At 44.5% G+C, this 20413-nt stretch carries 17 protein-coding genes and 1 pseudogene; 9 read left to right on the forward strand and 9 right to left on the reverse strand.

Annotated elements, in window-relative coordinates:
* Positions 1-4 precede the first annotated feature (4 nt).
* Positions 5-634, reverse strand: a complete 630-nt coding sequence (gene rlmE / locus Xsze_RS02595) for a 23S rRNA (uridine(2552)-2'-O)-methyltransferase RlmE (protein ID WP_038237669.1) — start codon at positions 632-634, stop codon at positions 5-7.
* A 135-nt stretch (positions 635-769) separates the two neighbouring features.
* Between rlmE and yhbY the strand changes: the two genes are divergently transcribed.
* The gene (yhbY, locus tag Xsze_RS02600; RefSeq protein WP_038237672.1) at positions 770-1063 is read left to right on the forward strand and encodes a ribosome assembly RNA-binding protein YhbY; all 294 of its coding nucleotides are present in this window, start codon (positions 770-772) and stop codon (positions 1061-1063) included.
* A 94-nt stretch (positions 1064-1157) separates the two neighbouring features.
* Here the strand turns inward: yhbY and greA are convergent, their stop codons facing one another.
* Positions 1158-1634, reverse strand: coding sequence for a transcription elongation factor GreA (gene greA, locus Xsze_RS02605; protein ID WP_038237674.1), 477 nt, complete (start codon positions 1632-1634; stop codon positions 1158-1160).
* Between the two features lie 282 nt (positions 1635-1916).
* Here greA and dacB point away from each other — a divergent pair, with 282 nt between their 5' ends.
* A complete protein-coding gene (gene dacB, locus Xsze_RS02610; RefSeq protein ID WP_038237675.1) occupies positions 1917-3365 on the forward strand; it encodes a serine-type D-Ala-D-Ala carboxypeptidase in 1449 nt (482 codons plus the stop codon).
* A 73-nt stretch (positions 3366-3438) separates the two neighbouring features.
* Here the strand turns inward: dacB and cgtA are convergent, their stop codons facing one another.
* The 3 genes from cgtA to rplU form a co-directional block, all read right to left on the reverse strand.
* A complete protein-coding gene (gene cgtA, locus Xsze_RS02615) occupies positions 3439-4602 on the reverse strand; it encodes an Obg family GTPase CgtA (RefSeq protein WP_038237677.1) in 1164 nt (387 codons plus the stop codon).
* 131 nt (positions 4603-4733) lie between these two features.
* A complete protein-coding gene (rpmA, locus tag Xsze_RS02620; protein ID WP_038237679.1) occupies positions 4734-4991 on the reverse strand; it encodes a 50S ribosomal protein L27 in 258 nt (85 codons plus the stop codon).
* 20 nt (positions 4992-5011) lie between these two features.
* Positions 5012-5320 (reverse strand): 50S ribosomal protein L21, encoded by a 309-nt coding sequence (gene rplU, locus Xsze_RS02625; protein ID WP_012986964.1) that lies wholly within the window; start codon positions 5318-5320, stop codon positions 5012-5014.
* Between the two features lie 244 nt (positions 5321-5564).
* On the opposite strand from rplU, the gene ispB reads away from it, so the two are divergent.
* Positions 5565-6536, forward strand: a complete 972-nt coding sequence (gene ispB, locus Xsze_RS02630) for an octaprenyl diphosphate synthase (RefSeq protein WP_038237681.1) — start codon at positions 5565-5567, stop codon at positions 6534-6536.
* A 26-nt stretch (positions 6537-6562) separates the two neighbouring features.
* On the opposite strand, the gene Xsze_RS02635 is transcribed toward ispB, so the two are convergent.
* Both Xsze_RS02635 and Xsze_RS02640 read right to left on the reverse strand, forming a co-directional pair.
* Positions 6563-6943, reverse strand: coding sequence for a DNA-binding protein (locus Xsze_RS02635; RefSeq protein ID WP_038237683.1), 381 nt, complete (start codon positions 6941-6943; stop codon positions 6563-6565).
* 75 nt (positions 6944-7018) lie between these two features.
* Positions 7019-7366 (reverse strand): DNA-binding protein, encoded by a 348-nt coding sequence (locus Xsze_RS02640; protein ID WP_038237685.1) that lies wholly within the window; start codon positions 7364-7366, stop codon positions 7019-7021.
* 187 nt (positions 7367-7553) lie between these two features.
* Between Xsze_RS02640 and Xsze_RS02645 the strand changes: the two genes are divergently transcribed.
* Positions 7554-7820 (forward strand): helix-turn-helix domain-containing protein, encoded by a 267-nt coding sequence (locus Xsze_RS02645; protein ID WP_038237687.1) that lies wholly within the window; start codon positions 7554-7556, stop codon positions 7818-7820.
* A gap of 113 nt (positions 7821-7933) precedes the next feature.
* On the opposite strand, the gene mdh is transcribed toward Xsze_RS02645, so the two are convergent.
* Positions 7934-8872 carry a malate dehydrogenase gene (gene mdh, locus Xsze_RS02650; protein WP_038237690.1) on the reverse strand — a complete coding sequence of 313 codons (939 nt, stop codon included), beginning with the start codon at positions 8870-8872 and terminating at the stop codon, positions 7934-7936.
* Positions 8873-9277: 405 nt separating this feature from the next.
* On the opposite strand from mdh, the gene argR reads away from it, so the two are divergent.
* Positions 9278-9748: a transcriptional regulator ArgR gene (gene argR, locus Xsze_RS02655; protein ID WP_038237692.1), complete on the forward strand. Its 471-nt coding sequence runs from the start codon at positions 9278-9280 to the stop codon at positions 9746-9748.
* A 220-nt stretch (positions 9749-9968) separates the two neighbouring features.
* On the opposite strand, the gene mpl is transcribed toward argR, so the two are convergent.
* The gene (mpl, locus tag Xsze_RS02660) at positions 9969-11339 is read right to left on the reverse strand and encodes a UDP-N-acetylmuramate:L-alanyl-gamma-D-glutamyl-meso-diaminopimelate ligase (RefSeq protein ID WP_038237694.1); all 1371 of its coding nucleotides are present in this window, start codon (positions 11337-11339) and stop codon (positions 9969-9971) included.
* 189 nt (positions 11340-11528) lie between these two features.
* Here mpl and fbp point away from each other — a divergent pair, with 189 nt between their 5' ends.
* The 4 genes and pseudogenes from fbp to Xsze_RS22555 all read left to right on the forward strand — a co-directional run.
* Positions 11529-12533 carry a class 1 fructose-bisphosphatase gene (fbp, locus tag Xsze_RS02665; RefSeq protein ID WP_038237704.1) on the forward strand — a complete coding sequence of 335 codons (1005 nt, stop codon included), beginning with the start codon at positions 11529-11531 and terminating at the stop codon, positions 12531-12533.
* 521 nt (positions 12534-13054) lie between these two features.
* Positions 13055-15940: an inverse autotransporter beta domain-containing protein gene (locus Xsze_RS02670; RefSeq protein ID WP_051462381.1), complete on the forward strand. Its 2886-nt coding sequence runs from the start codon at positions 13055-13057 to the stop codon at positions 15938-15940.
* Between the two features lie 594 nt (positions 15941-16534).
* Positions 16535-19450: an inverse autotransporter beta domain-containing protein gene (locus Xsze_RS02675; protein ID WP_051462382.1), complete on the forward strand. Its 2916-nt coding sequence runs from the start codon at positions 16535-16537 to the stop codon at positions 19448-19450.
* 174 nt (positions 19451-19624) lie between these two features.
* Positions 19625-20413: pseudogene (locus Xsze_RS22555) on the forward strand (transposase); the annotation flags it as partial.

The following is a 20413-nucleotide window of genomic DNA, read 5'->3' on the forward strand; positions in this document are numbered from 1 at the left end:
GGTACTACACTTTCCGCCCTGTCGCTACAATGTATACTTCACGTGATCGTGCCCGCGAAGCTTCTGGTTTACGAATTTTTATCTTCGTAAAAAGGGAGCGTATTTCCCTCAGGTACTCATCAAAGCCTTCTCCCTGAAACACTTTGACAATAAAACTGCCCCCGGGGGCCAGCACATCACGACACATATCCAACGCTAACTCAATCAGATACATGGATCGGGGAATATCGACCGCGGGAGTCCCACTCATATTAGGAGCCATATCCGACATGACGACCTGGACTTTTTTATCACCTACTCTCTCAAGCAGTGCTTTCAATACAAGTTCGTCCCGAAAATCTCCCTGAAGGAAATCGACCCCAACGATTGGGTCCATCGGCAAAAGGTCACAAGCAATTACCCGACCGCTATTGCCAATCTGACTGACTACGTATTGAGACCACCCACCCGGAGCAGCGCCTAAATCAACAACGGTCATACCCGGTTTAAAGATTCTGTCGCTTTGTTGTATCTCATCAAGTTTAAACCAAGCGCGAGAGCGAAGCCCTTTTTTCTGTGCCTGAAGAACATATTTATCACTAAAATGTTCCTGTAACCAGCGACTTGAGCTTGCTGAGCGTTTTTTATTGGCCATTGTTCTTTCCAACTATATTAATAGAGAGCCTTACTTTTTTACTTTCTCTCATTAAAACACACCATACTTTTATGGTGATAGATATGAGATGGCGGTAGAATATGCCATTTTCAATCCCAATTAAGCAAAAAAACGATGACTCTTAACAAAAAACAAGTGCAATACCTGAAAAGCCTCGCTCATTCATTAAAACCTGTTGTAATGATTGGCAACAACGGGCTGACCGAAGGCGTATTGGCTGAAATAGAGCAAACTCTTTCGCATCACGAGCTTATCAAAGTCAAAGTTGCAGGCGAAGACCGTGAAATCAAAACTTTGATCGCGGAAGCGATTGTTCGTGAAACAGGTGCACATAATGTGCAAATCATTGGAAAAATGCTCGTCCTCTACCGTCCATCCCAAGAGAGAAAAATCAGTTTACCTAAATAATCACGGCATATTTATACAAAAATGCCATAATAAAAAAGGCCAAGTCTGGCCTTTTTTATTTCATACAGGCGATCCGCACAGGCTGCGGCAGGTATTAAATATAATCCACATTCAAAACTTCGTACTCTACCTGACCGCCCGGTGTAGCAATGACAACAGCGTCATCAACTTCTTTGCCAATCAGACCACGAGCAATCGGTGAATTAACAGACAGAAGATTCTCTTTGATATTTGCTTCATCATCACCCACGATCCGGTAGGTTTGCTCTTCGTCTGTGTCTACATTCAAGACGGTTACTGTTGCACCAAAGATAACCCGTCCGTTGTTGGTCATCTTCGTGACATCAATAACCTGCGCATTAGAAAGTTTCGCTTCGATTTCCTGAATGCGGCCTTCGCAAAAGCCCTGCTGCTCACGCGCAGCATGATATTCCGCATTTTCTTTCAAATCACCGTGCTCACGCGCATCCGCGATTGAAGCAATAATCTGGGGGCGACGTACATTCTTCAAATGTTCTAATTCTTCGCGCAATTTATCCGCGCCACGTACCGTCATCGGAATTTGTTTCATTTATTAAACCTCTAAATCAATCCTAAGCCCAAACAACATCTTCCTGATTTCTGCAATAACAGCACAATAAGCACACCCTATCAGGCGGGCTTCCAGACTATATCAATAAAAGAAGTGTAAACTCAGTATAATCCGAATTCACATACATATTTTACCTGCTAATCCATTATTCTAACGTAGAGTTGATGATGAATCATCGTTTACTTTTTCCTGAATTGCACATTAGTATTATTGATTCAAATATTACTTAAGTTCATCCAATTTACACATGATGCGAGATCTATGCCTCTTTTAAAAATCACCAGCAGAATTGTTTGCATACTCAGTTTGAGTCTGAGTATTTTCAGTGCAAGGGCCTCTTCTGTTGAGGAAAGCACAAAATATCTGCCTGTAGGGACGAATCTCTCATTTATTGCCCAACCCGTAGGTTCAAAAACGCCTTCAGTTGATTATCACGGGCAGCAAATGGCATTACCTGCCAGTACTCAAAAAGTGGTGACAGCGTTGGCAGCATTACTTCAGCTTGGCAAGGATTACCGTTTTACCACAACGCTGGAAAGTGATGCCAATATTTCAGAGGGGGCATTGGAAGGTAACCTGATAGCCCGCTTTGTCGGCGACCCGATGTTAACCCGCACGCAATTGCGCAACATGGTCAATACATTAAAACAATCGGGCATAAAACAGATCAATGGCGATCTCATCATAGATATCTCCATTTTTGCCAGTCACGACAAGGCGCCGGGTTGGGCCTGGAACGATATGACACAATGTTTCAGCTCTCCCCCTTCTGCCGCAATTGTGGATAAAAACTGCTTTTCTGTCTCACTTTACAGCGCAGGGCAACCCGGTGAACTGGCATTTGTCAAAGTCCCTTCTTTTTATCCCGTTAACGTATTCAGCGAAGTTAAAACGTTAGCCAAAGGCTCACCAGAATCAAAATATTGCGAACTTGATGTCATCCCCGGTGATCTGAATCGATATACGCTGACAGGCTGTTTAACTCAGCGTACTGAGGCGCTGCCGTTGGCATTCGCCATCCAGAATGGGGCAAGTTATGCGGGAGCCATTCTGAAAAAAGAATTGAGCATTGCTGGCATTGAGTTAAAGGGCTATATAAGGCGCCAATCAACACCACAACAAACAGAGAAAATCCTTTCCTTCAATCAATCCGTGCCGTTGAATAACATGCTCACAATCATGCTGAAAAAATCAGACAACATGATCGCAGATGCTGTTTTTCGCACTCTGGGCCACCGTTACTTCAACGTTCCCGGAACATGGCGGGCCGGTTCGGATGCAGTCCATCAAATTTTAAAGCAAAAAGCCGGTATTGATTTAGGCAATACCGTCATTGTGGATGGTTCCGGGCTTTCACGCCACAATTTGATTACCGCTTCCACGATGATGGAGGTACTGCAATTTATTGCCCAAAACAATAATGAGCTTGATTTCATCTCCATGCTCCCCAAGGCGGGATATGATGGCACTTTAGCGTACCGCCCCGGCCTGCATGAGGCTGGTATGGACGGCAAAATCTTTGCCAAAACGGGATCGTTACAAGGGGTTTATAATCTGGTGGGTTTTATGACAGCCGCAAGCGGGCAACAAATCGCTTTCGTCCAATTTATCTCTGCCTATTCAGTTTCCCCTGAAGACCAGCGTACACGTCGTGTTCCATTGTCCCGCTTTGAAAATCATTTATTTAAGTCGTTATATCAAAAGCATTGAGTTGAGGAATTTGATAGAAAAAGGGTGCTAAAAACAGCACCCTTTCGTTATGTTCTGACGCCTCGGCGTAAGACTAGCGTTTATAAATAAACTCAATACCTTCGTCGTCTTCTTCATCCCAGTCGTCATCAAAATCATCTTCCGATGGCTGCTCCAACTGTTCCTTATGGTAATCGTCCCACATGAATTCAACTTTTTCAGGTTTAGTTTCTTCTAACACTTCTGCATTGCGGGGCTGTGTCTTCATGAATTCCATAATGTCCCAACAAAGCTCTTTCACGCCCTGACGGTTTACTGCGGAAATCATGTAATAATCACTTACACCAAGCTCATCCGCGATCGCTTTAGCTCGCTGCTTGGCTTCTTCAGGATCAGTCAGATCCACTTTGTTGAACACTAACCAGCGTGGTTTTTCTGCCAGTTTTTCACTGTAGTTGTGCAACTCTTTGATGATAACGCGCGCATTCTCAACCGGATCGGATTCATCAATCGGGCAGAGATCAATCAGGTGCAACAACACACGGCAGCGCTCCAAATGCTTCAGGAAGCGAATTCCCAAACCAACGCCTTCTGATGCGCCTTCAATCAAACCGGGAATATCGGCAACCACGAAGCTTTGTTCGTTATCCATGCGCACAACACCCAGGCTTGGCACCAGTGTTGTAAATGGATAATCAGCCACTTTAGGCTTTGCCGCAGAAACAGCGCGGATAAAGGTGGATTTACCGGCATTTGGCATCCCCAGCATACCCACATCAGCCAATAGCATCAGTTCCAGCATCAACTCGCGGCTTTCTCCGGGTGTACCCATTGTTCTTTGGCGAGGAGCACGGTTTACAGAGGATTTAAAGCGGGTATTGCCGAGGCCGTGGAAGCCTCCTTTTGCGACCATAAAACGCTGTTCATGGCGCACCATATCCCCAAGGATTTCACTTGTGGCGATATCGCGGACACGGGTGCCGACCGGAACTTTAATCGTGATATCCTCACCACGTTTACCGGTACAGTCACGGCTCTGTCCATTTTGACCACGTTCTGCGCGGAAGGACTTTTCAAAACGGTAGTCAATCAATGTATTGAGGTTTTCATCTGCCAACAGATAAACGTCACCACCGTCACCACCATCACCACCGTCTGGCCCGCCTTTGGGAATATATTTTTCACGACGGAAGCTGACGCAACCATTGCCACCATCTCCCGCTACAACCAGTATTTTGGCTTCATCTACAAATTTCATCTTTATTTCTCCGCAGGATAGCCACTATAAAGCTGGATGGCAGGTAGTACCCAGAGATGGCGTAATCCAGAATATAAAAAGCCCCGCAACACACATTGCAGGGCTTCAGACTCGATTAAGATTCAAAAAACTTATTCAGCTTCGATGCTGATGAATTTACGGTTTTTTGAGCCTTTAACTTCGAATTTAACTTTACCGTCAGCTAATGCGAACAGGGTGTGGTCACGGCCACAACCTACGTTGTTGCCTGCGTGGAATTTAGTACCACGTTGACGAACGATGATGCTGCCTGCCAAAACAGACTCACCACCAAAACGTTTTACACCCAGACGTTTACTTTCAGAATCGCGACCGTTACGAGTCGAGCCGCCAGCCTTTTTGTGTGCCATTTATCTGCTCTCCTAAAATCTTAAGCGATGCCAGTGATTTTAACATCAGTGAACCACTGACGGTGGCCCTGCTGCTTACGGCTGTGTTTACGACGACGAAACTTAACAATTTTAATTTTCTCGCCACGACCATGAGCAACAACTTCAGCTTTGACTTTAACGCCTTCAACGACTGGAGCGCCGATTTTGATGTCTTCGCCATTAGCGACCATCAGTACCTGGTCAAACTCAACAGTTTCACCTGTTGCGATGTCCAGCTTTTCCAAGCGAATAGTCTGGCCTTCGCTTACTCGGTGTTGTTTACCACCACTTTGGAAAACTGCGTACATATAAACTCCGCTTTCCGCGCACTCCCTAAGAAATGCTTTCCAGAGCGCGCTATAAAATATTCACAATAGGGCGCGAATTCTACGCAAAAACCGCTGGGAAGACAAGTGCAGAATTAGAACAGATGAGAAAAAAACGGAGTTTTTCAATTGTCATTTATTTGGGCGGTTTTTCAAGTACAATCGTCATATCTATTGATATGCTAATTAATGAGCACAGCTCTGAATCAGAGTCCAAAGCCAAAACATGAATTTAGAATCGATAATACAACTCACCGCTGATGATATGGCAGCGGTTAATGAAACCATTCTTAACCAATTAAATTCTGATGTTGCGCTGATCAACCAACTTGGTTACTACATTATCAGCGGCGGTGGCAAGCGTATTCGCCCAATGATTGCAGTACTGGCTGGTAAGGCGCTTCAATGCAAAGATGAAAAACACATCAAAGTCGCCGCCTTGATTGAGTTTATCCATACCGCAACATTGCTGCATGATGATGTCGTTGATGAATCTGACATGCGCCGTGGCAAGGCTACCGCCAACGCAATTTATGGCAATGCGGCCAGTGTCCTCGTGGGCGATTTTATCTATACACGCTCATTCCAGATGATGACCAGCCTTGATTCCATGCGCGTATTGAAACTGATGTCTGACGCGACAAATGTCATTGCGGAAGGTGAAGTCATGCAATTGATGAACTGTAATGATCCGGATATCTCAGAAGATGATTATATGCGTGTCATTTACAGCAAGACTGCCCGGTTATTTGAAGTCGCAGCACATTCAGCCGCCATTCTGTCCAATGCAACCCCCGAGCAAGAAACGGCTTTGCGTGATTATGGCCGTTATCTTGGTACTGCATTTCAGTTAATTGATGACCTGCTGGACTACGATTCAGACAACAGTACACTCGGTAAAAATACCGGGGATGACCTGAACGAAGGCAAGCCGACCTTACCCCTCTTACATGCCATGCATCATGGAACGCCTGAACAATCGGCATTGATACGCAGTGCCATTGAACAAGGCAATGGCCGCCATTTGCTGGATACCGTTCTGGCAACAATGAAACAGTGTGGCTCACTGGAATACACCCGCCAACGGGCAGAGGAAGAAGCCGACAAGGCTATTTCAGTGTTACAGATACTGGAAGACTCTCCATACAAGGCGGCCCTTGTGGGATTGGCCCATGTCGCTGTACAACGACTTTCCTGAGCCGATTCAATCAGCTCCCGGATGATTCAATCCGGGATGCTGTCTTTATTATCAACCTCTTGAATTCCTGTATATTGAACAAGACTGGCCAGTCCCCTCCTCAGGATGAACTTAACCATGCGTTCCCGTTCAGATTTGGTCAGCTGGTAATATGCTTCCACCCAAATCATAAACGGGTCTTGTCTTTTATTCCGGTAATACTCGACCGAGTTTTCACTGACGGCCAGCACATTCAATACTTCTTCGGGCAGGCTGTTAACATGATATTCAAGTGCTTTTCCCTGTACGCCGCGCTTACGGCGTTGCTCCCAACCCTCGCGCCTTGCCATCAGGTTGACTCCCTGAGGGGATGATGGCAGCCCCGCGAGGCTGATGAGTTCTCTTGCGGAATACCATTCTTTTTTCATCTCGTTCTCCTCGCTTTGTACCGGAGCAGTGGAGAGTAAGCCAAATTTTAAACATTTGGCTTTTCAAAAGCTGTCTCAAGTAGCTGTGATTTTTTCCAAAAAACTTCTTATGCCATCTCGTAATATCACTTCAGTCATTACCTCCTTTTCTTCCTCAGTGAGTAAATTGAATGCACTCACCCAAATGGATAAAGGATCTTGTTTCTGAATCTGATATTCAGGTGATGTTTCATTAAGTTCCAGAGCAGATAATGTGGAATCAGGAAAACAAGAGTAATGGTATTCAATTGCCCTGCCCTGAACACCCGTTCGTTTTTGCCTCATCCATTCTTCACGTTTTGCTCTGGCATTAACTCCTTGTGGTGATCTAGGTAACTCACCTACACCGGTCAACTCCATTGCCGTATACCACTCTTTTTTCATAATGTTTCTCTATTTTTGTAACCAAGTTCAAAAAAGAAGTTATTAAGAAAGAATTAGAAATATTTTTAGGAAAAATAATGTTATTTTATTTTCTTAATAACAGATTCGTGTTCGTTATTAATTTCACACTAACGCTTTAGTTATACCACTAATGTGGCTTCAAATTTAATAGGAAAGGATTAAAAAAATGATTTCTATGAAATCGGATTGGCATCCTGCTGATATTATTGCCGCTTTACGTAAACGTGGAACGACGCTCGCTGCGGTTTCTCGTGAGGCGGGGTTAAGCTCATCAACTTTGGCGAATACGCTTTCTCGCCCATGGCCTAAGGGAGAATGGATAATAGCGAATTATTTAGAATTACATCCGTCTGAAATATGGCCAAGCCGTTATTTCAATCCCCTGACAGGAGAGTTATTAGAAAGAAAAGTTAGAGATAAAAAAAATAATTAGCTATCAATTTAATTATCAAAAGAAAAACCGCTAGTTAAAAAAATAACTAGCGGTTTAAGTAATCTAATATATTTAAATTAATTCGTATATTAATAAACTACGAATTAAATAAATTAGCCATTAATAAATTCTTCGCCTAATGCAATATCTTTCTTCAGAACATCCAGCATGTTATCCAATGCTTTTTGTTCAAAGTCACTTAACTGACCAATATCTAAACGTTCTTCGATACCATTTTTACCTAAGCGAACAGGCTGAGCGAAGAAACGGGCATATTTTCCGTCACCTTCCACATAGCTGCATTCGATAACGTTGCTATCACCTTGCAAAGCACGGATCAGAGAAAGACCGAAACGTGCTGCGGCTTGTCCCATAGACAGAGTTGCAGATCCGCCACCCACTTTTGCCTCAACCACTTCTGTACCTGCGTTCTGGATACGCTTGGTCAGTGCAGCCACTTCTTCATCGGTGAAGCTGACATCAGGAATTTGAGACAACAGTGGCAGAATAGTCACGCCTGAGTGCCCGCCAATCACCGGCACTTCTGTTTCTTCTACTTTTTTGCCTTTCAATTCAGCAACGAAGGTGTTGGAACGGATAATATCCAGAGTTGTCACACCAAACAGACGGTTTTTATCGTAAACACCTTCTTTTTTCAGAACCTCAGCAGCGATCGCCACAGTCGTATTCACTGGGTTTGTGATGATCCCGATTAATGCTTTCGGACAAGTTCTGGCAACTTGCTGAATCAGATTGCGAATGATCCCTGCATTAATGTTGAACAGATCAGAACGATCCATACCGGGTTTACGTGCCACACCCGCAGAAATCAATACAACATCAGCGCCTACCAGTGCAGGGGTTGCATCTTCACCAGCAAAACCGGTGACGTTGACTGCCGTCGGGATATGGCTCAAATCAGCCGCTACACCTGGAGTGACCGGAGCAATGTCATACAAGGAAAGCTCTGAACCTGAAGGAAGCTGGGTTTTAAGTAGAAGGGCGAGTGCCTGACCAATACCACCGGCTGCGCCGAGAACTGCAACTTTCATCCTGATACTCCTTAAAAAGTAAGTGCTGTAATTCACTACGTATTAAAAACAATCTGTTAACAGTCAGATTATCTACCTAATAGCTTGATGATGGAACACCAAAGTTGGCTTATTCTAGACAAAAGGCTTATCTGTTAATGAGATAACGGACACTTTTTTGATAATTACTTCAGTGATATCATTAATCAATTAATTGATTACCTTACACTTCCACTCAATGCCAAACAACACCATTTAATTAACAATACATTTACGCTGTTTAATTCGCCGCAAGGCAATAAATCAGGTTATCTGACAAAATTATGCAATTATGCTCTATACCGAGGTTTTTTCTTCTCTTTCTTGAATAAAAATTCACTTTTTTGCATAATGTCCGCTTGTTAACGGACTCAACGATGGTGAAATATGCGTATTCCTTCGAAACAGGAAGATTTGGTAAAAGCTTTCAAGGCCTTATTGAAAGAAGAAAAATTCAGCTCTCAGGGTGAAATTGTTTCAGCACTTCAGGATGAAGGGTTTGAAAATATAAACCAATCTAAAGTTTCCAGAATGCTGACAAAATTTGGTGCTGTCCGAACCCGTAATGCCAAAATGGAAATGGTCTACTGCCTGCCGGCAGAATTGGGCGTTCCAACCGCAACCAGCCCATTAAAAAATCTCGTCTTAGACGTCGATTATAATCATAGCATTGTGGTCATACGCACCAGCCCGGGGGCAGCACAGCTCATTGCACGTCTGCTGGATTCCTTGGGTAAAGCAGAAGGAATTCTTGGCACCATTGCAGGTGATGACACTGTTTTTACCACGCCAATCCAAAGCTTTACAACAAAGCAACTCTACGAAGCGATCCTCAGCTTATTTGAGCAAGAACTTTAATCCCTTTTGCGGTATATCAAAAAAAACCACCAAGCACATGCGGCAGACAAAAATAGCGCGCTATGCCCTATATCCCCGTCTCTTTCAAACCGCCGCTTTATCAGCGGCAACTTGAAATCCACGCAAGAGACAATCTCCAAAAAAACAATATCAGCGGGGACAGAAAGGAACATCCAACCAATGAACCTCCCTGCCTGTTAATCCGCCAAAGAGGTTTCAGTTACGCTGCATCTGCTTTTTTAGCTAATTCCGTCAGCAATTTCTCATGAATATTCTCAAACCCGCCATTGCTCATAACCAGAATATGGTCACCCGGCTGCGCCGTTTCGACAACCATCCGCACCAGAGTATCAATATCTGCACTCCAACGAGCGGGTTGAACACATTGCTCCGCAATCTCAACCACATGCCACGGCATATTCATGGGCTGGTAGAGAAAAACTTCATCCGCACGCCCCATCGAAGGTGCAATATCATTTTTACTCATGCCCATTTTCATTGTATTTGAACGGGGTTCCAGTACGGCAAGGATACGGGCCACCCCACCGACTTTACTCCTCAACGCTTCCAATGTGGCTAAAATAGCGGTCGGATGATGGGCAAAGTCATCATAAACCGAAACATCATCGACTTTCCCTCGCAGTTCAAGACGGCGACGGGCATTGATGAATTCCCCCAGAGCCCGGCAGGCATCCGCAGGCAGAACACCGACATGATGAGCGGCTGCAATCGCACTCAATCCATTATGCATATTGTGTTCACCCACTAATGACCAGCTCACTTCACCCACTAATTCACCATGATGAAATACCTGATAATGACTGCTGTCCTGACTGATTTTCTTTGCTTGCCAATTGCCGCTGTCACCCAGTTGCTCCAGCTCACTCCAGCATCCCATAGAGAGGACATGCTTCAGATTAATATCATGATCGGGAACAATAATCTTACCTGTGCCAGGCACAACCCGGACAAGATGATGAAATTGCTTTTGAATGGAGGCCAGGTTTTCGAAAATATCAGCATGATCGAATTCAAGGTTATTCATGATCAGTGTGCGAGGGCTGTAATGAACAAATTTTGAACGCTTATCAAAAAAGGCGCTGTCATATTCATCCGCTTCAATCACAAAAAACGGACTCTCGCCAATTTGTGCTGAAACATCAAAATTACCCGGCACTCCACCAATGAGGAACCCCGGTTTATAACCGCAGGCTTCCAGTATCCATGCCAGCATACCTGCCGTTGTTGTTTTGCCGTGAGTTCCTGCAACAGCCAGAACCCAGCGCTCCGGCAAGACATGGTCATGCAGCCACTGCGGACCGGAAGTATAAGGAATTCCCCGATCCAGAACGGCTTCCACACAAGGATTTCCCCGAGTCATCGCATTGCCGATAATGACCATATCCGGTACAGGATCGAGTTGTGCAAGATCGTATCCCTGAACCAGCTCAATGCCCTGTTTTTCCAGCAAAGTGCTCATTGGTGGATACACATTAGCATCAGAGCCTGTCACCTCATGCCCTAGTGAACGGGCAAGGATGGCCAGCCCTCCCATAAAAGTACCGCAGATGCCAAGAATATGAATACGCATTTATTTCTATCCGATATCATGAACTGTATCATTATTCTAACCACCAATTCGAATATAAGAAATGCAATGGCCTATCAATGATCTCATTCTTTAGCTAAACTGCCCGCGCATAAGTGCAACACTAAATAAGTGAAACATAACAGTGAAGCACGCTTCCTAAAAACCACAATCAAATTCAAGGCCTTTGTCATGAAAACATTAGGCGAATTCATCGTCGAAAAGCAGCAAGATTTTCCTCATGCTACAGGTGAACTGACCGCACTTCTGTCTGCCATCAAATTAGGCGCCAAAATCATTCACAGGGATATCAACAAAGCAGGTCTGGTAGATATATTAGGCACCAGCGGCGTATCCAATGTTCAGGGTGAAGTTCAGATGAAACTGGACTTATATGCCAATGAGAAACTCAAAGCCGCACTGAAAGCACGTGGTGAAGTGGCCGGTATTGCTTCTGAGGAAGAAGACGAGATCGTTATTTTTGATGGCGACCGTGCAGAAAATGCCAAATATGTTGTTTTGATGGATCCTCTGGATGGTTCTTCGAATATTGATGTAAACGTTTCCGTTGGGACTATTTTCTCAATTTACCACCGTATTACGCCAATCGGGCAGCCTGTGACTGAAGAAGATTTCCTGCAACCAGGAAACCGTCAGGTTGCTGCGGGTTATGTGGTTTATGGTTCATCCACAATGCTGGTGTATACCACAGGTTGTGGCGTCCATACCTTTACTTATGATCCTTCCCTGGGTGTTTTCTGCCTGTGTCATGAAAAGGTTCAGTTCCCAGAAAAAGGCAACATATACTCTATCAATGAAGGGAACTACATTAAATTCCCGATGGGGGTCAAAAAATACATCAAATACTGCCAAGAGCAGGATGAAGCGACTCAACGCCCTTACACAACCCGCTACATCGGCTCCTTGGTTGCTGACTTCCACCGTAATCTGCTGAAAGGCGGGATTTACATTTATCCAAGTACAGCAAGCCATCCGACTGGAAAACTGCGTCTGCTATATGAATGCAACCCAATTGCATTGTTGGCGGAACAGGCGGGCGGAAAAGCCAGTGATGGAGCAAATCGCATTCTGGATATCGTGCCCAATAAATTGCACCAACGTGTCCCTTTCTTTGTCGGAACAAAGTCAATGGTAGAGAAAGCCGAAAGTTTTATGACTGAATTTCCTGATGAATAATCCACTGGATTATTAGCAAAAATTAAAAGAGGTGAATTTTGCCTCTTTTAATTCACTCCCTCCATTCCTGACTGTTATTTTTAGATAACAACATCACTTGCTATCCATTAAATTCATTTAGTTATATTTATGCACGTCAATTAATGCACCGTCTCTCCTTCATCAGAATTAAAATCAACATCACCCAATATTAGCCAATATAAAGACATCACTTTTTTTTATCACCCGATAATAATTATTCATTACGCAGACTAATAAAAAAGCTCCTAATGTATGTTAAGCATGGGAAATATTATCTTTTTATATTAATTGGATAGTTATACCCAATAAGCTTCAGGTTGCTGATTGATAAAAAGGAAATCATCCCCGTCAGATAAATCGCGCGCACGCTCATGATGAATAAGGGAATATTACCAACACACCGGCATCCTGAAGATATATGTCATAAATCTGTGAATTGGTTTTTAACAATACAAAGATCAAGCGCTGGCAACAGCCCATATTTCGTGAGGAATTCAGATATGGACTCGTATATTTATCATAAATCGATTCGGTTTTCCGTTCTTTTATATTCGCTTTTGCTGCCTATGGCACCAACAACTGCCTTTTCGGAAGAGGAAAAACCGTTCGAAAATAAGGCAGAAAGAGGAACCTGGTTAAATTCGGGAGCGGCAAATACAACAGAGAAAGAGACTGCTGGGGAGTTTGCCCAAAATATCCAACAGGTCAGCAATATTCTCACCTCTTCTCCCTCTCAATTGACAGATCAAGCCAAATCTTATGCATTAGGCAAAATCAATGATGCCATCTCGACCGAAACCCATCAGTGGCTGTCCCGCTATGGCACTGCCAGAATTAATTTTTCCCTTGATAGAAAAGGAAAATGGGATAACAGCGCAGTCGATCTGCTGCTGCCGCTGTATGACAACAAAACTGACTGGCTGTTTTTCACCCAGTTGGGGTATCGGCATCAAGACAGCCGCCATACCCTCAACCTCGGGCTGGGCGGCCGTTATTTTACGCCCAACTGGATGTACGGGCTCAATACGTTCTTTGACAACGACATGACGGGGAAAAATAAACGGGTGGGTGTGGGCGGTGAAGCCTGGACGGATTATGTCAGGCTCTCAGCCAATACCTATTGGCGGGTTACGGAATGGCATCAATCCATTAAAAGCCAGGATTACGAAGAGCGCCCCTCCAACGGGTTTGATCTTAATAGTGAATTCTATTTACCCGCTTACCCCAACTTGGGCGGCAAGCTAGCGTATGAACAGTATTATGGCGATAACGTCGCCTTGTTCAATCGTGATACCACACAAAAAAACCCCAGCCTGGCCAGAATTGGCCTGAATTATACCCCTATTCCGCTGGTGACCATGGGGGTGGATTACAAATACGGCAGTGGCGGAAAAAGTGAAACCCTGTTTCAGGCCAACCTGAATTACCGTTTTGGAACTCCTTTTAGTGTCCAGCTATCCCCCAGCAGTGTGGCGTCTCTGCGGACACTGGCGGGAAGCCGCTACGATCTGGTGGAAAGAAACAACAATATCGTACTGGAGTACAGGAAAAAACCGGAATTCAATATTACCCTACCCAATCCTGTCAAAGGATTTAGTGGCCAGACTTTACAAACGAACGCCACTGTTATCTCCGAAAAACCGGTGAAACCGGTCAATTGGCAGGTAGATCCTCAATTCCTTAAAAATAAAGGTGTAATAACGCCCCGGGGCAACCAGCTTGATGTAGTGCTACCCAAGTACAATACCGAAGCTGATGCCATAAACGATTACACTCTCACGGCTAGTGCCGACAGTGGCGATGGCAGACAAAAGTCAGCACAAATGAAGATTACTGTTGAGCCTTTTGTTGTTAAAGACAAAAGCATCAAGCAATCAACAGAAGGTCCTTTGGTTGCCAACGGACAATCTGCTTATGAACTGGCTGCCAGCATCACCCACGGCAATCCGAATAACAAGCCTCTGCAAGATCAAACGCTCTCCAACGTAAGATGGTACCTCAAACCAGAGAATAAAAACGCTACACTGGCGTGGGATAAATCAGGGAAAACGAACGATCAAGGGCAGTTGACCGCTACCCTCACCAGTACCACCCCATTGGACAAAAATACCCAGATTTTTCTGGCGATGGACGGTATGAGAGATGCCAAGATAGGAGGTGGGGACGGCATCATCGACTTCGATAACAATATCAAGTTTGATGAAAAGATATACCAACAACCGGCAGGGCCACTGAAAGGCAATGGTGAAGACAGCTATACCTTTAAAATCAAGGTAGTTAATGCCCAGAATGAGCCATTCAGAAAACAGGATATTCCCGGCTTCAAATGGAAAATCAAAGATAACAAGGATGCAAAAGATCAGGTGAAACTGGTAGCGCCTGAGAATTCCATGACCGATGAAGAAGGGTATTTAGTCGCCACGTTAACGAGCCATTATGGCTTTGATGACATCATTGTGGAAGCTGAAATACCATCATCCACCGGTGACCCTATCACCCTGTCATCAACACCGGTGAAATTTGAGGCGATTCCACAACCGGCCGGCATTCTGCTGAAGTCAGCCGTTACACCGGGCTTTAAGAAAGAATTCCCTGCCAGTGAGCAAGAAAGACCTCACAACGTGCATGATAAATTGGAAGTGTACCTGACCCGGAAACTACCAGGTCAAACAATGGCATCACCGTTAACAACAGATGCCGCAGGCTCATCGGAGCACCTCCAGTTCAGCGTTGACAATAAGCGAAATGCGCATGTAGATGAAAAAACTGGCAAAGTCACATTCCCTCTGGCAACCTGGGGATGGTCAGGCAGCAAAAATACCCCTGACCACAAAGCCACGGTTACTGTGAACATCACGGATAACACTACAGAGGCCAAAACAATTTATACCTATCAATTCAATCCAAAACATTACTTCTATAACCCAAATATAACGTTGAAGGAAGTGCCCTTATATAAAGGAGATGACACTGATAATCTCAACGTATTTAAAACTTGCGATACATTAAATAGTTCAAGCCAGGGTTCACCATACCCTGCTGGAATGGAGGGTAATTCTAAGGCATTCAACGATGCAACTTCTCTGTATCTCAATTCATTAGTTAATGAATTTGGCTCAGCAGACCCTGAAGGTGCTTTTGGCATTTTCAATAAAGCTGTTCATAAAAGCGAGAACATCGTCGTTAATGCCTCTCCAACCCAAACGCTGAACGATTACTCCCGGTATTATCTGTTATTCGTTTACCAAGCTAATGCGATAAAACAGACTGACCTTGATGACGGGCAAGACGACAAACCACCATATTTACCTCAAATGGGAGATATAAGCGGATATTTACTTTGTCTCAAAAATCAAATACCGGGCAACACAAAAGGTATATTATAGTTAATTCACTCTATTTCCCTTAAATGTAAACATGATGTTGTCATGGGGAGAAATCAAAAACAGGCCCAGATATTATGGGCCTGTTTTTAACACCCCGAAAAAATATCGGTAAAATAATCAGCCCATAATCTAATGGCATTCATCCGCTCACCAACTCAGCATGATTTACCATCCATGAATTTTATATTGAGCATACAATGAAAATATATACAGAAAAACACCCTCCCCTCCCGCACATAAAAGAAATAAAAATAAAGATAAAACTCAACAAATATAATGTCATTACCTTTTTTTATCACCCGATAATAATTATTCATTACGCAGACTAATAAAAAAACTCCTAATGTATGTTAGGTATGGGAAATATTATCTTTTTATATTAATTGGATAGTTATACCCAATAAGCTTCAGGCTGCTGACTGATAAAAAGGAAATCATCCCTGTTAGATAAATCGCGTGCAATCAGGATGAATAAGGGAATATCACCAACATACCGGTATCTTGAAGATATACGTCATAAATTTGTGAATTGGGTTTTTAACACTACAAAGATCAAGCGCTGGCAACAGCCCATATTTCGTGAGGAATTCAGATATGGACTCGTATATTTATCATAAATCGATTCGGTTTTCCGTTCTTTTGTATTCACTTTTGCTGCCTATGGCACCCATGAATGCCTTTTCGGAAAGAGAAAAATCATTCGAGGACAAGACAGCAAAAGAAACCTGGTTAAATTCAGCTGCTGCAAATACGGCTGAACATGACAAAACCGGGGTGATTACCCAAAATATTCAACAGGTCAGCAGTGTACTGTCCTCGTCCCCCTCTCAGTTAACAGAGCAATTGACAGAGCAAGTCAAATCTTATGCATTAGGCAAAATCAATAACACTATTGCGACCGAAACCCAGAAATGGTTGTCTCAATTCGGCACCGCCAGAATTAATTTTGCCCTTGATAGAAAAGGAAAATGGGATAACAGTGCGGTTGATCTGCTGTTGCCACTGTATGACACCAAAACAGATTGGCTGGTATTCACCCAATTGGGCTATCGGCATAAAGACAGCCGCCACACCCTCAACCTGGGCCTGGGAGGGCGTTACTTTACACCCAACTGGATGTATGGGATCAATACCTTCTTTGACAATGACGTGACAGGAAAAAATAAACGGGTGGGTGTGGGCGGTGAAGCCTGGACAGATTATGTCAAGCTTTCGGCCAATACCTATTGGCGGGTTTCTCAATGGCGCCAGTCCCTCAAAGGGATAGAATACGAAGAGCGCCCGTCTAACGGATTTGACATCAATGGTGAATTCTACTTACCGGCCTATCCCAATCTGGGCGGCAAGCTGGCCTATGAACAATATTATGGTGATAACGTCGCCTTGTTCAATCGTGATACCACACAAAAAGATCCCAGCCTGGCCAAAATTGGCTTGAATTATACGCCTATCCCTCTGTTGACCATGGGGGTGGATTACAAATATGGCAGTGGCGGAAAAAGCGAAACGCTGTTTCAGGCCAACCTGAATTACCGTTTCGGCACCCCTTTTGAAACGCAGCTTGCACCACATAATGTGGCTTCAATGCGGACATTGGCGGGAAGCCGCTACGATCTGGTGGAAAGAAACAACAATATTGTGCTGGAATACAGGAAAAAACCGGAATTCAATATCACCCTGCCCAATCTCATGCGTGGATTTAGTGCTCAATCTTTACAAACGCAGGCCACTGTTATTTCCGAAAAACCGGTGAAATCGATTGACTGGCAGGTAGAACCTCAATTCCTTGATAATGGCGGCGTGATAAGACCTCAGGGTAACCACCTTGAACTGGTGCTGCCCGCATTCAATACCGCGCCTGATGCCACAAACGATTATACCCTCAGGGCTAACGCCAACAGTGGTGATGGCAGACAAAGGGCGGCTCAAATGAAGATTATGGTTGAGCCTTTTGTCGTTAAAGAGAAAAGTGTCAAGCAAACGACAGAAGGCCCCTTGATTGCCAATGGCCAATCCGCTTACGAGCTGGCCGCCAGCATCACCCACGGCAACCGACATCACCCATCGCTGAAAGGTCACACGTTCTCAAATGTAAAATGGTACCTTAAACCAGAGAATAAAAACGCTACACTGGCGTGGGATAAGTCAGGGAAGAGTGATGCTCAAGGGCGCTTGACTGCCACCCTGACCAGTACTTCTCCATTGGACAAGAATACCAAGATTTTTCTGGTGATGGACGGCATGAAGGATGCTGAGATAGGAGACAGTACCATCAACTTTGATGGGATCAAGCTCGACGGGGAGATGATCCAAACACCGGCGGGACCACTGAAAGGCAACGGCAAAGACGCCTATACCTTTAAAGTCAAAGTACTTAATGCCCAAAATGAGCCGGTCAAAAAACAGGTTATTTCTGATATCGTCTGGAAAATCAAAGACGACAGGGACTCAAAGGATCAAGTGAAGCTGGTGGCACCTGATAACCCCACGACCGATGACGAAGGGTATTTAGTCGCCACGTTAACAAGCCACTATGGTTTTGAAGAAATCATTGTAGAAGCCACCCTGAATTCATCCTCTGGTGACCTTCCGCCTCTGTTATCGAAACCGGTAAAATTTGAGACTATCCCACAACAGGCCGGTATTCTGCTAAAGTCAGCCATTGCACCGGCATTTGAAAAAGAGTTCCCTGCCAGTGAGCAAGAAAGGCCTTACAACGTGCATAATCAATTGGAAGTCTATCTGACCCGGAAACTGCCAGGTCAAACAACGACATCACCAATAACGGCTGATGCCACAAAGTCATCTGAGCGCATCAAATTCAGCGTTGACAATGAACGAAATGCAATAGTCGATAGCAGAAAAGGCAAAATCACATTCCCTAAAGCGACCTGGGGATGGGACACCCAAAATAGAGGGACCACTACTCACAATGCCACGGTTACTGCGGACATCACAGACAACACCACAGGAGCCAAATCAACTTATACTTATCAATTCAACCCCAAACACTACTTCTATAATCCTAATATGGTGAGGGAAATAGGGAACACTCGTAAGGACGATGATGATCCTTCTCTGCATGACCCTAAACATGAAATTCCAACGGTTTGCGATACATTCATATATAGTAATAACTGGACGGCGGAGACATACCCCAAAGATATTCATGAGCAACTCAATAGCAGAGCATTCTCTGAAGCATCTATCACTGTTCTAACAGAATTCGTCAATGAGTATGGCACTACAGACTCAGAGTTTGGTATTTTCAATAAGGATACTGATCAAAACGATTACATAATAATGGAAGGCACCCCAAACCAAGGGATTGGGAGAATGCACTTCAACTATCTGTTATTCAATTACAAAACTAATGCACTACTACCACCTGATGGAACTGGTTCCCGTTCAGATGACCTTCAAAGAGGGACTGCGTATAAGGACGGTACATTGAAAGGGCGTTTGCTATGCCTCTTGAACCAGCATAAATTCAGAGAGGGTCAACCATGAAAAATTGACCGATAAGCTTGCCCATTTAAATGTCAATATGATGCTTTAATATGGAGAAATAAAAAAAACAGGCCCAATAAGATTTGGGCCTGTTTCAGATTATTGACAAAGTGCTGGTTTTTTATCCGGTACTTTGCTTTAATCAAATTCCGTTCACCCGACGGAGCTGCCGCCATGTTAAGAGTTCCCTCTCCCCAGACGTTTCCGCCCGAAACACTCTCACTTGATGACCTCGTCCCCCAAAACCATCTGGTTCGCAAAGTCGATGCCGCCCTTGATTTCGAATTTATCCGAGATTTAGTCGCCCCGTTGTATTGCCAAAATAATGGCCGTCCGGCTATCGATCCGGTGATGCTGATTAAAATGATGTTACTGGGCTATTTATTTGGGATCCCCAGTGAACGCCGGTTGGTTCAGGAGATCCAGGTGAATATGGCCTACCGCTGGTTTTTGCGGCTGGGGTTGACTGAAAAAGTCCCTGATGCCTCTACCCTCAGCCAAAATCGGCGACGTCGCTTCAACCACTCCGAGGTGTTCCAGTCCATTTTTGACAATATTGTCGAACAGGCTATCCGCCGCGGTTTGGTGGGCGGCCGGGTGCTCTATACGGACAGCACCCATCTGAAAGCCAGTGCCAATCCCCATAAAACTGAGCGCCTCCAGCGTCCTGTTCTTCCGGGCGCCTATCTGGACGAGTTGGAACAGGCCGTAAGTGAAGACCGGGCTCAATCCGGAAAAAAAAGTTGACGCCAACCCACAAGGAACGGCAAAAACAGATAAAAGTCAGTACGACTGACCCGGAAAGCGGTTTTATGCACCGGACGAACAAACCGACAGGATTTTTCTATCTCGACCACCGTACCGTGGACGGGAAAGCCAATATTATCATGGATACTTACGCCACCGCAGGCAATGTCCATGACAGCCAGCCGTTGATTGGGCGTCTGAAACGTCAGTTGGCCC

This window comes from Xenorhabdus szentirmaii DSM 16338 (assembly GCF_002632585.1).
GTDB lineage: Bacteria > Pseudomonadota > Gammaproteobacteria > Enterobacterales > Enterobacteriaceae > Xenorhabdus > Xenorhabdus szentirmaii.

What these genes read in the sequence shown, in the direction of transcription:
- rlmE (WP_038237669.1), bottom strand. Translation starts at nt 634, where the DNA reads ATGGCCAATAAAAAACGCTCAGCAAGCTCAAGTCGCTGGTTACAGGAA.
- yhbY (WP_038237672.1), top strand. Translation starts at nt 770, where the DNA reads ATGACTCTTAACAAAAAACAAGTGCAATACCTGAAAAGCCTCGCTCAT.
- greA (WP_038237674.1), bottom strand. Translation starts at nt 1,634, where the DNA reads ATGAAACAAATTCCGATGACGGTACGTGGCGCGGATAAATTGCGCGAA.
- dacB (WP_038237675.1), top strand. Translation starts at nt 1,917, where the DNA reads ATGCCTCTTTTAAAAATCACCAGCAGAATTGTTTGCATACTCAGTTTG.
- cgtA (WP_038237677.1), bottom strand. Translation starts at nt 4,602, where the DNA reads ATGAAATTTGTAGATGAAGCCAAAATACTGGTTGTAGCGGGAGATGGT.
- rpmA (WP_038237679.1), bottom strand. Translation starts at nt 4,991, where the DNA reads ATGGCACACAAAAAGGCTGGCGGCTCGACTCGTAACGGTCGCGATTCT.
- rplU (WP_012986964.1), bottom strand. Translation starts at nt 5,320, where the DNA reads ATGTACGCAGTTTTCCAAAGTGGTGGTAAACAACACCGAGTAAGCGAA.
- ispB (WP_038237681.1), top strand. Translation starts at nt 5,565, where the DNA reads ATGAATTTAGAATCGATAATACAACTCACCGCTGATGATATGGCAGCG.
- Xsze_RS02635 (WP_038237683.1), bottom strand. Translation starts at nt 6,943, where the DNA reads ATGAAAAAAGAATGGTATTCCGCAAGAGAACTCATCAGCCTCGCGGGG.
- Xsze_RS02640 (WP_038237685.1), bottom strand. Translation starts at nt 7,366, where the DNA reads ATGAAAAAAGAGTGGTATACGGCAATGGAGTTGACCGGTGTAGGTGAG.
- Xsze_RS02645 (WP_038237687.1), top strand. Translation starts at nt 7,554, where the DNA reads ATGATTTCTATGAAATCGGATTGGCATCCTGCTGATATTATTGCCGCT.
- mdh (WP_038237690.1), bottom strand. Translation starts at nt 8,872, where the DNA reads ATGAAAGTTGCAGTTCTCGGCGCAGCCGGTGGTATTGGTCAGGCACTC.
- argR (WP_038237692.1), top strand. Translation starts at nt 9,278, where the DNA reads ATGCGTATTCCTTCGAAACAGGAAGATTTGGTAAAAGCTTTCAAGGCC.
- mpl (WP_038237694.1), bottom strand. Translation starts at nt 11,339, where the DNA reads ATGCGTATTCATATTCTTGGCATCTGCGGTACTTTTATGGGAGGGCTG.
- fbp (WP_038237704.1), top strand. Translation starts at nt 11,529, where the DNA reads ATGAAAACATTAGGCGAATTCATCGTCGAAAAGCAGCAAGATTTTCCT.
- Xsze_RS02670 (WP_051462381.1), top strand. Translation starts at nt 13,055, where the DNA reads ATGGACTCGTATATTTATCATAAATCGATTCGGTTTTCCGTTCTTTTA.
- Xsze_RS02675 (WP_051462382.1), top strand. Translation starts at nt 16,535, where the DNA reads ATGGACTCGTATATTTATCATAAATCGATTCGGTTTTCCGTTCTTTTG.